9 protein-coding genes are annotated in these 12,565 nt (G+C 43.8%); 2 read left to right on the top strand and 7 right to left on the bottom strand.

What is annotated here, in order from left to right; all coding sequences use genetic code 11:
- Positions 1–285 precede the first annotated feature (285 nt).
- Positions 286–1,482 (top strand): alpha/beta hydrolase-fold protein, encoded by a 1,197-nt coding sequence (locus Q4561_RS08630; RefSeq protein ID WP_303459224.1) that lies wholly within the window; start codon positions 286–288, stop codon positions 1,480–1,482.
- 69 nt (positions 1,483–1,551) lie between these two features.
- Here Q4561_RS08630 and Q4561_RS08625 read toward each other — a convergent pair whose 3' ends face one another.
- On the bottom strand, positions 1,552–2,952 hold the full coding sequence (locus Q4561_RS08625; protein ID WP_303459223.1) for a M20/M25/M40 family metallo-hydrolase: 1,401 nt from the start codon (positions 2,950–2,952) through the stop codon (positions 1,552–1,554).
- 334 nt (positions 2,953–3,286) lie between these two features.
- On the opposite strand from Q4561_RS08625, the gene Q4561_RS08620 reads away from it, so the two are divergent.
- A complete protein-coding gene (locus Q4561_RS08620) occupies positions 3,287–5,365 on the top strand; it encodes a S9 family peptidase (RefSeq protein ID WP_303459220.1) in 2,079 nt (692 codons plus the stop codon).
- Positions 5,366–5,531: 166 nt separating this feature from the next.
- Here the strand turns inward: Q4561_RS08620 and Q4561_RS08615 are convergent, their stop codons facing one another.
- The 6 genes from Q4561_RS08615 to rsxC form a co-directional block, all read right to left on the bottom strand.
- Positions 5,532–6,425, bottom strand: a complete 894-nt coding sequence (locus Q4561_RS08615; protein ID WP_303459217.1) for an alpha/beta fold hydrolase — start codon at positions 6,423–6,425, stop codon at positions 5,532–5,534.
- Positions 6,426–6,774: 349 nt separating this feature from the next.
- Positions 6,775–7,416 (bottom strand): endonuclease III, encoded by a 642-nt coding sequence (gene nth / locus Q4561_RS08610; RefSeq protein WP_303459214.1) that lies wholly within the window; start codon positions 7,414–7,416, stop codon positions 6,775–6,777.
- Positions 7,417–7,498: 82 nt separating this feature from the next.
- A complete protein-coding gene (locus Q4561_RS08605) occupies positions 7,499–8,191 on the bottom strand; it encodes an electron transport complex subunit E (RefSeq protein WP_303459212.1) in 693 nt (230 codons plus the stop codon).
- Positions 8,188–8,856 carry an electron transport complex subunit RsxG gene (rsxG, locus tag Q4561_RS08600; protein WP_303459211.1) on the bottom strand — a complete coding sequence of 223 codons (669 nt, stop codon included), beginning with the start codon at positions 8,854–8,856 and terminating at the stop codon, positions 8,188–8,190. Before rsxG ends, Q4561_RS08605 begins: the two co-directional genes overlap by 4 nt.
- A complete protein-coding gene (rsxD, locus tag Q4561_RS08595) occupies positions 8,857–9,957 on the bottom strand; it encodes an electron transport complex subunit RsxD (RefSeq protein ID WP_303459210.1) in 1,101 nt (366 codons plus the stop codon).
- Positions 9,954–12,563 (bottom strand): electron transport complex subunit RsxC, encoded by a 2,610-nt coding sequence (rsxC, locus tag Q4561_RS08590; RefSeq protein ID WP_303459209.1) that lies wholly within the window; start codon positions 12,561–12,563, stop codon positions 9,954–9,956. The genes rsxD and rsxC overlap by 4 nt, the downstream gene beginning before the upstream one ends.
- Positions 12,564–12,565 lie beyond the last annotated feature (2 nt).

Here is a 12,565-nt window from a genome sequence, read left to right as displayed (position 1 = left end):
ACGCCAAGGGCAGTAAAAAGATTAATTCAGGTCTCATGCTCAACACTCACTATTTTATTCACTTAATAGATAGGTTAATGATTAATCATTTATTTGCAAGTGGCTCAAGCGTCCAGCCCGCTCAAATGAAAAGTCGCTCGGCTGGGGGGAGCCGGCTCTCAGTGCTGTCTTCTTGCGGGGCCTTTTCCGCCTCCTTTTCCGCACCTTTTTCCGCAGTCCATGATTTTGTGTTAACGTAATTAAATAGCGTAAATTTTCATAACGCATTAAAAGGACTTAACTTTCATGGCGCTGCAACAAATACAGATTTTATGTTTGTTTCTACTATCAATAAGCCCAATTTCTTATGGGCAAGATACTTTTATAGAAGATGAAACAGAAAGTCCCAGTTACACCCTAATTACCGAAAAGCTAACATCGAAGGTTTTATCAGAAGAGCGGACAGTGGTTGTACAGCTGCCTAAAAGCTATGCTGAAAACACTAATAAAAAATACCCCATTATTTATCGCCTTGATGGTGCGACTACCCTCGTCATGCTAAATGCAGTTTTAGAGAGTTTGCAATCTCAGCGGGCGGCGCCAGAAGTTATTGTAGTGGCAATCGAAAACACTGACCGTCTTCGGGATTTATACCCTAACGTAAATAAAGATCCCAACGGCCCTGTGGGTTATGGCGGCGGCGGTGCTAAGTTTTTACAATTTATCACTTCAGAGCTGATGCCGATGGTGGAAAGTAAGTATCGTGTGCATGATTTTCGAGTTATTGCAGGTGCTTCGGCTGCAGGCGCTTTCTCATTGTATGCCATGCAGCAAGAGCCTGAATTGTTCAATGCCGCCTTAACTTACAGTGCTGCGGTATGGTGGGCAAATGGCGCAACGGCAAAGACTACGGTTGAGTTTTTAAAGAATAATAAAAAGCTCGATCATTACCTTTATACCGCTATTGGCAATGAAGGTGCGCCCATGCGCCCTTATTACGATGCGATGATTTCAGATATCCGTAAAAACAAGCCTGAGGGACTGCGCTGGCATAACGACGTATTTAGTGATGTTCCTCATAACCTTGTGACCAATGCAGCAAGTTTTAAAGCGTATTACAGTTTGTTTTACTCAGAGTATATGCGTCCGAAAGACTATGATGGTGATTTGAGCTCGATTGAAAAGTATTACGATGTTGTATCACAGCAACGAGGCGAGAAAATCGAAGCGGCGGAATGGGTAATAAGAGAATTAGGTTATCACTTCGTGTCAGAACAAGATTTCGATGAAGCTATAAAGCTATTTCAGTACGGTATTGAACGTTATCCCAATGCGCCGGATGCATACAATGGTCTTGCCTATGGCTATGAGCAGTCAGGCCAGTTTGAAAAGGCACTGGAGCAGGTGAATAAGGCATTAGCGCTAGCTTCTTCGGATTACGATGGCTATGACGTTTACGTAGGTAGACGTGAAAGGTTGTTGAACAAGATTGATGAGAGTTAAAGCGCGAATGTAAGCGGGCAGGAGAGTAGCTCAGTTGTACTAGCTCAGTCCTGACCCGCTTATGCCATATTAAGGCTTTAATGCCACGTCTGAATCAGCAATTAAATATATAGTTGCTGCGTAAGCGGCAATATTTTGCGCTAATTCATTTGGCTCAATCTTATCAAGCGTATCATCTGGCGTATGATGCAAATCGAAGTAATCCTGTCCATTTTGGTTCAATCGAATGGTCGGTACCCCTTTTTTAGCTAGGGGAATGATGTCTGGACCACCGCCAGGTACATCTGCTCCTCCTCTCACTATGCCAAGAGGGGACAATATCTTTCCTACTTCATCCATTAGCAAGGTAGCTTCTGGATTGACGTTTGATACTAACTGCCAAATGGTTTGCGCACCAAAGTCAGATTCGGTTGCCAGAACATGGTTTTGTAAGTTCGCATCATGTTGTTTCGCATAGGCGAATGCACCAAGCAACCCCACTTCTTCTGCACCAAACATCACCACCCGAATAGTACGCTTGGGGCGAGTAGGCAAGTTAGCAATTAACGCGGCCGCTGCGGTAGTGATAGCAACGCCAGCACCATCGTCAACTGCGCCAGTTCCTAAATCCCAGCTATCTAAGTGGCCACCAATAAGTACGATCTCTTCAGGCTTCTCACTTCCTACTAAATCGAGAATAACATTTCCGCTTTTTACTTCGCCTTTCCATTTTGATTCTGAGTGCAATGAAAGGCTTATAGGTTTGCTTAAACCGTGTAAGCGGCGAAGGTGATCTGCGTCAGGATTTGAGATAGCGATAACAGGAATATCTGCCCATTTGTCACCGTCTTTACTCATCATCCCTGAGTGTGGGAATCGATGTGAGTCTGAGCCCACAGAGCGAACCACCAATGCGCTAGCGCCACCACGCTGCGCATGTTGCCAGCCAATTCTACGACGTTGATTGGCTTGGCCATAACCTGCGCCAGTTTGGCTCTTAACCATTTTGTCGCCATCGACAAAAGCAATTTTTCCGCTAAGGCTGCCATCCTTAATATCTGATAACGCGTGAATATCTCTAAAATATACTACATCGGCGTCAATACTTTCTTTTGATGGCGCACCACCACCTAGCGCGGTGCCGTATAAATCCTGCTGATAAGGAGAGGTTAGCGATATGTGTAAATGACCTCTATCCCAAAAAGGCATCGTAAATGGTTCGATACTGACGTTGTCGAATCCCAAACGTTCACCTAATTTTACTCCCCAGTCTCTCGCGCGCTTCTCAGCTTCAGAGCCTCCCAATCGAGGGCCTATTTCTGTTGTCAGCGATGTCACGATTTCCATACCTAAGTCACTTTTCAGCGCAGTGTCTATAAGGTCGTTAGCAGTTTGTTTTTGTTCGTTTGTTATCACATTAGAAGCGGCCAGTATCGGACAACTGAAAAAAAATACCATAGCGCTAAAAGTGAGGCGTCTAAGTTGATGCATGTGTTCTCCATTGAGGCTGTTATTAGGGTCGAATTCATATAGTAACTGCAACGTACCCAAAAATTGTTTTTTATTATTTAGGCGTTTTTTCCATTTTTAACGGTTTAGGACAGTAAGCAATGAGCGCGGTTGCTCGCGAAGAAGATGTTGCTATTTACAGCCATAATCGCTTAGCTAAAAGAAGAAAACCCAGAGCGCGACTAGAATATGAAATTCAACCTATAAATACTACTTTTTACATCAAATGTAAGGTATTTCTACTGTTATATACGCTATGTTAAACCTTCAATAGTCATTCTATTTATCGATTTAAAACAATTAGAGCAAACGAGCCATGAATAAGAAATGTTTAAGCAAGTCGGCGTTAACACTAGTCATAAGTACATTATTAACTACCCAGTCAGCGTTGGCAGACGAATCGGCAAATAATGCTTTGTCTTTAAAAGACGTATTTAATCTTGAGTATGCTGCAAACCCAGTGGTAACCCCTGATGGCAAGCATGTCGTTTATGAACGTCGTAGTATGGATATTATGACTGATTCAATGCGACGTAATCTGTGGACAATCGCTTTAGATGGAAGCGCTCATCTCCCTATTCTTTCTGACAGTAAAAACCACTTTAATCCAGTGTTTTCACCTGATGGCGCTAAAATGGCTTACCTTTCAAGTAAAGAAGGTAAGGTTCAAGTTTATCTAAGAGATTTAGCATCAAATAGCACAACTCGCGTAACCGATGTTGCAATGCGCCCGAGCGGTATGAGTTTTTCACCTGACGGTAAATATTTAGCTTTTGCTATGTTTACACCCACTAAAGCCAAACCGTTATTTAATTTAGATTTTAAGCCTAAAGGCGCTAAGTGGGCAGAAAACCCTCAGTATATTGACCAAACCAATTTCCAACGAGATGGTATGGGAATGAAACGCCCCGGCAACATGCAAATATATGTTGTGCCAACCATTGGCGGAACGCCAAGACAAATTACTTCTGGTGAACATGACCATGCCGGTACCATTGCATGGTCTGAAAATGGTCAACAAATCATTATCTCTGCAAACACCAGCGACGAAGCTGATTTCGATATGCTTAATAGCGACCTGTTTAGCATTGATGTAAAAACGTCAAAGGTGACTAAATTAACTGATATGAGTGGCCCAGAACGAAGCCCTCATTTAAGTCCTAACGGTAAGAAAATTGCCTTTGTTGGTAATGAAGATAATGGAAAATCAAATCAGCTAAGCCAATTATATGTAATGAATTCAGATGGCACGGACATCGAAAATCTGACTAGTGAGCTAGACCGCTCTGTCGGCGCAATTAAGTGGGCTGACAACGGTAAAGGGGTATATTTTAGCTATGACGATATGGGTAAGAAAAGTGTCGCCTATGTTAGTTTGTCAGGTAAAATTTCAACAAAAACAAGCGGCTTAGGTGGCACTAGTTTAGGTAGACCATATACATCGGGTAATTACGATGTTACCCCTAAAGGTAGCGTTGTGTATACCGTTTCAACGGGCGATCGCCCTGCTGATCTTGCAATAGTAACCAGTAAAGGAAAAGTTAAACACCTAACTGATTTAAATGGCGATGTGTTTGATCATAAAACCGTAAATAAGCCAGAGTTGGTGGAATTAAAAAGCAGTGTAGATAATAGAGACTTGCAAGCTTGGATTGTCACCCCTCCTGATTTTGACCCTACAAAAAAATATCCATTAATTTTAGAAATACATGGCGGCCCACATACTGCATATGGCCCCAGCTTCTCAACAGAAATACAATTAATGGCTGCTGCTGGCTATGTTGTTTTATATGGCAATCCACGGGGGTCTACATCTCAAGGTGAAGAGTTCGCTAATTTAATTGATAAAAATTATCCATCACAAGATTATGACGATCTTATGGATATGGTTGATGCTGCTATTGCTAAAGGTTATGTGGATGAGTCCAACCTATTCGTTACTGGTGGCTCTGGCGGGGGGACGCTGACCTCTTGGATCATCGGAAAAACCGATCGTTTCAAAGCCTCAGTAGTAGCGAAACCCGTTATAAACTGGACAAGCATGATTGGTACATCTGATATCTATGCCTATATGAGCAAGTATTGGTTTACAGACTTGCCTTGGAACGATTACGAGCAATATTGGAACCGTTCGCCGTTATCATTAGTGGGCAATGTAACAACGCCAACCATGGTACTCACCGGTGAATTAGACGTACGTACACCTATGTCTGAAAGCGAGCAATACTATGGTGCACTACGCTTACAAGGTGTAGAAAGCGCACTCGTGCGTATTCAAGGGGCCTATCACGGTATTGCAGCAAAGCCTTCTAATTTAGCACGCAAAGTTGGTTACATTTTAGCGTGGTTTGATAAGTACAAAGACGATACGAACAGTGAAAAGAAAGAAGATTAGCGGTTAGTTTTTCTTAAAAGGTAGCAATGAAAAGCTAATAATTAAAAGTAGAAAAAAGCCCTATATACTCTTTTAGTATTAGGGCTTTTTACTTTTTAAATGCCTTTAATTTGGCTAAGCATTGGTTCTAAACAAGCTATCTTTTACTAACCGTTTTATTGCTTATTTAATGTTTATTTAAAAATCTTAAAATATCTTTAGATACACGTCTTACATCTTCCATCATAGGCATATGGCCAAGATCTTCATAAATAAGGGTGTTAGAATTGAGCATCATTTTCCAGTGGGTGAAATCGTCTACCGGTAACAGCTTATCGTTAAGACCCCATATCAGCATCGACTCAGGATAATCGAAGCGGTAATCACGAGAGTAAAAATCGCGCAAGTTGAAAAATTGATAAAACATGTGAGTATATTGCTCCCGCTTACTAATATATTCCCATGCGAGTGCGCGCAAAATAAACCGTGGCACGAATGGCGGTTTAGTCATGATCAAATCATAGAACTTAAAAAAATCCTCTTCAACTTCATGGTCGAAAGGGTTTTGTTGACTGTCTATCATGTTTTGTGCAAATGGGGACTTTGCGCCAGCGGGGTCGATTAAAACCGCTTTTTCAATTCGCTTAGGCATTTCATCGAATAGTTTAGCGACCATCATTCCGCCCATAGAGTTTCCCACTATGCTAAAACGCTTAATGTTCAACTGTGCTAATAGCGCCAATAACATTCGACATTGGCTGGGCACAGAATAATCATCACTTGAACTATAAGCGGTTTGGCCATGGCCTTTAAGGTCAGGGATAACTAGGTGGTATTGAGAAGAGAATCGTTTGGCAAAACGATTCCACACATGCTTATCAGCACTGAAGCCGTGTAAAAGTACTAGTACAGGCTTTTCATTAGAGAAGTGTTTGGTATTGCTATGGTAGAACACCTCTAGCCCATTAATTGAACGGCTTTCACAATGCAATCTAGCTAGTTTTGCTTCTACTCGATTAATAACATCAAAAATTAATCGACTAATTAATATACGTCGCCGCTTCGTAGATAAAATAATCATCAATCCTACAATGACAGCAGTAATCAATAAAAAGATGATAGGTAATTCCTAGTGATATATATATTGGCTTACAACGATGTGCAGACTTTTACTTAAAAGTAGGAGTTTAATCGGAATCTAAGGCGTTGACTAGTAACGCTATTCAGGTGGTTGTTTCATACTAGGAGTACGTATTGGGACAGACGCTTTTGGCAGAGCTCTCTGCAAGGTTTAAGATAGCTATCTGCAAGGTTTAAGATAGGTCTCTGCGAGGTTTAAGATAGGTCTCTGCGAGGTTTAAGATAGCTATCTAGCAAGGCCCCCATTAACTTTTAAAACGCTCTCTAGCAGATTGAGTACTTTGTTTTAACTACTCAGCATATTCAGTCTTATCCTTAAATTCACACAAGTCTTCTATAATGCAGCTTCCACAACGGGGTTTGCGTGCAATGCAAGTATAGCGACCGTGAAGAATCAGCCAGTGGTGCACATCCACTTTAAATTCAGCAGGTACTACTTTTAGAAGCTTTTCTTCTACTTTCTCAACGGTTTTACCCATGGCGAGTTTAGTGCGGTTACTTACGCGATAAATATGGGTGTCTACAGCGATTGTGGGCCAGCCAAACGCGGTATTAAGTACTACGTTAGCGGTTTTACGGCCAACGCCTGGCAGAGCCTCTAAGGCTTCTCGGCTTTCTGGCACTTCGCCATTGTACTTTTCAACTAAAATTTCGCTTAATCGGTGTACATTTTTGGCTTTTGAATTAAACAAGCCGATGGTTTTTATATATTCTTTTAACCCGTCTTCACCAAGCGCAGATATGGCCTGTGCGGTATTTGCAATTGGAAATAATTTATCTGTGGCTTTGTTTACGCCTACATCGGTTGATTGCGCTGACAAGGTGACCGCGACCAACAGCTCAAAGGGTGTGGAGAAATTAAGCTCAGTGGTAGGGTGTGGGTTCGCATCCCGAAGTCGGGTTAAGATTTCACGTCTTTTTGTGTTATTCATGTTTCTTCGCTTATTCTTTTTCCACTCGGGCTTGGTGATTTTTTTTTTCACTAGCCGCTAGCTACTAGCCACTTAGATTTCGTTATGCGTCGGCGGTAACCCGTACGCGCGTTGCTTTTTCTTTCACCGTGGTCTCTCGTGCAGCAATTCGAGCATCAATCATGTTCTTAAAGGCAATCAACAGACCCATGCCTAAAAAAGCCCCAGGGGGCAATATGGCCAACAGGAAAGGGGAGTCGGTTTCAAATAAAGTGAGTGTCCAATTACTAGCAATGTTGCCGAAGAGTCTGTCGGCACCTGCAAACAAGGTTCCGGCTCCTAAAATTTCGCGCATACCACCAAGTACAACAAGTACAAAGGTGAACCCTAAGCCCATTACTAAGCCATCGTAGGCCGATGCTGCCGGACTATTTTTAGAAGCAAATGCTTCTGCTCTGCCGATGATTGCACAATTAGTCACTATTAACGGGATAAAGATACCCAGCGCGAGGTATAACTCATAGGTAAAGGCGTTCATGAGCAGCTGTACTATGGTCACGAAGGCGGCAATGATCATAACAAATACGGGGATTCGAATTTCGTTACGTACAATGTTGCGTACTAACGAAACGGTCACATTGCTGCCAATTAACACCATGGTAGTGGCTATGCCTAAGCCTAAACCATTAATAAAAGTGGCAGTAACTGCTAACAATGGGCACAAGCCTAGCAGCTGAACTAGCGCAGGGTTATTCTTCCAAATACCTTGAAGGGTAAGGTCGCGATAATCTGTCATTCGCTTAACGCCTCATTCGTTGGGGGAACGCTATTATCAACGCCGCACATGTTAGGGGCTAAAAACAGTGTTTGTTGGTTATCTTGTACGTATAAGAGGGCATTTTTTACCGCATTAACCACAGCTCGGGGCGTGATGGTTGCCCCAGTGAACTGATCAAATTCGCCACCATCTTTTTTTACTTGCCACACAGGTAACGCACTTACTGAAAAGTGTTTTCCAGTGAATGATGTGATCCAGTTGCTGATTGCCAAATCAATTTTATCACCCAACCCTGGGGTTTCTTTGTGCTCTAATACTCGCACACCTAGCACATTCATTTTTGTATCCACCCCAATAACCAGCGAAATGTTGCCGCTATAACCATCAGGAGCGGTGGCTTCAATGGCTAGTGCTGTCGGTTCGCCGTTTATCCGTGCACGATAAACTGTGTGGGGCTCTTTCGTACCTAAACTCGAATTTGTCACCGCTGTGCAATCAGCATAAAGCGCGTTGTCGTGTAAATCATGCGGAACAACTTCGTTTAATATACTGAGTAACCTTTGTTTTTGTTGCTGCGCGATGCGTTCGGCGGTTACGTTAAAGGTAAAGGCAATGAGTGCAGTGCCAATGATTGCAAATGCGCTTAACATTAAACCGTTTTTTACTAGCGTCTCTTTAACCATTTACTCTGACCGCCTTGCTTTCTTAGTTACCTGATGTCCGTAAGTTCTAGGACGGGTATAGTAATCAATCAGCGGCACCACCATATTCATGATAATTACAGCAAAAGCGATAGCGTCTGGATAGCCACCAAATACACGAATTATGACCACCCAAAATCCAATAGCTGCACCATAAATAATTCGACCTTTTTGTGTGGTAGAGGCCGATACTGGGTCGGTGGCAATAAAGAATGCACCCACCATAACGGCGCCATTAATCAAATGAAAAAGTGGTGAAGCATAATGATCGGCATCAATCATATAAAGCAGTAATGAAAACACAGCCACAGACGCCAACATGCTACCTGGAATGTGCCAGCTAATGACCTTCAATCGCACAAGCCACAAACCACCAAGTAGGTAACTTAAACTTACCCATCCCCAACCTGCACCAGCTGATTGAAAGAGCCCTGTGGAAAAAATAGGTCTGAGCAACGATTCTGAGTAAGTAATGCCTAAAGTTAAGTCAGTTTTTAGGGTGTCGAGGGGGGTCGCCATGGTCACGCCGTCTGCCACACCATCAGCAACCGTGCGCAGTTGGGTAACATCGTAGCCGGTGGTAGAAAAGTCGGTAAAAATAAGTGCAGCAGAGTCTAAAAAGCTAGGCGTTAAGCTTGCTAAATGCTGAGGCGGTAACCATAAACTCATCGCGGCAGGAAATGAGATTAACAACACCACATAGCCAATCATTGCGGGGTTAAATATATTGAACCCTAAACCACCGTATACCTGCTTGGCGACAGCAATGGCAAAAAACACCCCAGTGATAGTCATCCACCAAGGTAGAGTAGGGGGAATGCTTATAGCAATTAACAGGCCGGTTAATATTGCTGAGTAATCAGTTAGTGTGCGCTCGATAGGGCGCTTACGTAGCCATAAAATAATCCCTTCAAAGACTAACGCACTTGCCACTGCCAGAAAGGCTTGTATTAGCGTACCCCACCCAAAAAATACTGATTGGGCAATGATACCTGGCAACATGGCGTAAATAACCAAGCGCATCACTTGGCCTGTATCTCGCTTTACTCTTTGATGAGGAGAACTGGATAAGGTTAACTTCATGATGGTTTGTTCTCACTTTCTGCAGCCGCTTTCTTGGCTTTTGCTTTAGCAACCGCAGCGGCAATACGACGCTTTTTCTCAATGGCAGGGTCGCTTACTTCATCGAATGGTGATGGCTCAGGGGTGTTTACCGGCTCAGGGCTGTTTTCTTGCTCAGGGCTGTTTGCTTGCTCAGGGCTGTCTACCTGCTCAAGGCTGTGCACACCACCAGGCGCGTCTTTTGATTGCGTTTTTTGCACCTCTGCTAAGCGCTTTTTCGCTTTGGCCTTCGCTACTGCTGCGGCTATTCTGGCTTTTTTGTCATCAGCGCTACGCGTAGTATCGCTAGCATTAGCATTAGCATTATCATTAGCAGTAGAAGCTGTTTCTTGAGAGCTTTTGTCAGAGCTTTCATCAGACACTTCGAGGTCTTTATTGCTTCCTGGGTTTAAAACCTTGTCTTCTAAGGCTTTGGCTTCTGGAGCATTAGTTACTTCAACCTCTGCTGAGGTTGATTTTTGTGTGTCTGCATTATCAGCGTGTTGTTGCTTTTGCAATTCGGCTTTTTTCGCTTTCGCTTTGGCTATTGCCGCCGCGACACGTGCTTTCTTTTCATCTTGAAGTTGGGTGGGCGAAGGCGCACTAGCAGTATCTGAAGTTTCGTTTGTTGGTAAATCACTTACTGCTTTGTTACTGGTTTGCTCGCGTGCTACTTTTTTAGCTTTAGCACGGGCTATGGCTGCGGCAACCTGCGCTTTTTTATCATCAGCCGCTGAATTGGTATTGTCGTCTGTGCTTTCGCTATTGCTGTCGCTTGTAGGCTGGGCGTCAGGGGCAGTCTCGCTAAGCTTCTGCGCTTTTTTAGCCTTAGCTCGTGCTATAGCGGCAGCTACTTGTGCTTTTTTGTCATCAATAGGGGCTTGAGTACTAGTGTCTTCAACGGAAGAAACCTTGTTGTCAGTGGTCTCGGTACTATTATTTGCTGGGGGAATAGCAGTTACAGAAGCAACGTCCGTTGCGCCGTTTTGAAGCGCGGCTTTCTTCGCCTTGGCTCTTGCTAGAGCAGCAGCCACCTTATCTTTAGCGCCATTTTGTTCTGTAGAAGGGGTAGCAGACGCTGATTTGGTATTTGGGTTGCTCTTTGCCGCAAGCCTCGCTTCTTTAGCGCGGCGATGTTTCGCTTCACGCTCTTCTTTTTCCCGCTCTAATCGTTCGTTACGTGCTTCAAAGCGCTGCTTGGCTTTTTCTGCCTTGTTCTTTTCGTCTCGTTGTAATCGAATTTCTGATTTAGCTTGGCGATAATAATGCACCAATGGTATTTCACTGGGGCATACATAAGCACACGCACCGCATTCAATACAGTCGAAAAGGTCATACTCTTCAGCTTTGTCGTACTCTTTGGCTTTGGCATGCCAAAACATTTGTTGTGGTAACAGCGAAGCTGGGCACGCATCTGCGCACGCGCTACAACGAATGCACGGGCGTTCGGCGTTATCGTCTACCAACTCTTTTTTACTAGGTACTAACAAGCAGTTTGTGGTTTTTACCACGGGTATGGTGGCATCAGCTAAGGCAAAGCCCATCATGGGGCCACCCATAATAACTTTGGGCGACTGCTGTTTCTTCGCTTGGTAATCAGCTTCGCTAAGCAAGTGTTTTACAGGCGTGCCTAGAAAGGTGCGAAAATTAGCCGGTTTCGCTACAGCGTCACCGGTTACCGTCACAATGCGTTCGATAAGTGGCTTTCCATGTATGATTGCATCGGCAATGGCAAAACAGGTTCCTACGTTAAACATCATCACGCCAATGTCTGCTGGCAGACCGTTACGAGGAACTTCGCGACCAGTGAGCACTTGAATTAATTGTTTCTCACCGCCAGCAGGGTATTTGGTTTCTACCGGTATTACGCGATACGCGTCTTTATCTTGGCAAGCAATATTGAGCGCTTGAATAGCTTCAGGCTTATTATCTTCAATAGCGATGACAATCGCTTTAGGCTCAATAATATGGGCAAGAATGTCTAGGCCTTGGCGAATTTGCCACGCGTGTTCACGCATGAGGCGATCGTCAGCCGTAATATAAGGTTCGCACTCAACACCGTTTAAAATTAAAAACTCAACGGGTTTGCTGGTGGCTGTTTTAATGTGGGTAGGAAAACCTGCGCCGCCCATGCCTGAAATACCGGCTTGGCATATAGCGTCAACAATTGTATTTTTATCTTCGGCGCTGTAATCAGCCAATGGGGTAAGTTCGCCCCATGTGTCTTTACCGTCAGGTTTAATGCTAACGCACATTTCGGTAAGGCCGCTTGGGTGGGCAACCACGTGAGGCGCAATGGCAACAATATGACCCGAGGTAGGTGCGTGAACTGGCACTGCATAGGGTGTTGTGGCACTAGAAAGTGCTTGTCCTTTATGAACATAGTCACCCACATTTACATTGCAAATACCTTCTGAACCTACATGTTGACGGATAGGCAGCGTTAGCATGTCCGGCATGCTAGGTTGCACAATTGCGGCTTTATTTGAAAGTCGCTTTTTATCGTCTGGGTGCACACCACCTGGGAAGGAAAATAATTTCCCTGAGTTTAAACGCTCAATGATGTTATCAAAATCTGGGTAGTTCAACG

It is taken from the genome of Alteromonas sp. 1_MG-2023 (genome assembly GCF_030547075.1).
Lineage (GTDB): Bacteria > Pseudomonadota > Gammaproteobacteria > Enterobacterales > Alteromonadaceae > Alteromonas.
Note: the sequence above shows the minus strand (reverse complement) of the source record. Positions and strands in the feature narration are given on the sequence as shown.

Bases quoted from the DNA above. Each gene is read 5' to 3' on its own strand.
- nth (WP_303459214.1), bottom strand. From the start codon at position 7,416: ATGAATAACACAAAAAGACGTGAAATCTTAACCCGACTTCGGGATGCG.
- Q4561_RS08605 (WP_303459212.1), bottom strand. From the start codon at position 8,191: ATGACAGATTATCGCGACCTTACCCTTCAAGGTATTTGGAAGAATAAC.
- Q4561_RS08625 (WP_303459223.1), bottom strand. From the start codon at position 2,952: ATGCATCAACTTAGACGCCTCACTTTTAGCGCTATGGTATTTTTTTTC.
- Q4561_RS08630 (WP_303459224.1), top strand. From the start codon at position 286: ATGGCGCTGCAACAAATACAGATTTTATGTTTGTTTCTACTATCAATA.
- Q4561_RS08615 (WP_303459217.1), bottom strand. From the start codon at position 6,425: ATGATTATTTTATCTACGAAGCGGCGACGTATATTAATTAGTCGATTA.
- rsxG (WP_303459211.1), bottom strand. From the start codon at position 8,856: ATGGTTAAAGAGACGCTAGTAAAAAACGGTTTAATGTTAAGCGCATTT.
- Q4561_RS08620 (WP_303459220.1), top strand. From the start codon at position 3,287: ATGAATAAGAAATGTTTAAGCAAGTCGGCGTTAACACTAGTCATAAGT.
- rsxD (WP_303459210.1), bottom strand. From the start codon at position 9,957: ATGAAGTTAACCTTATCCAGTTCTCCTCATCAAAGAGTAAAGCGAGAT.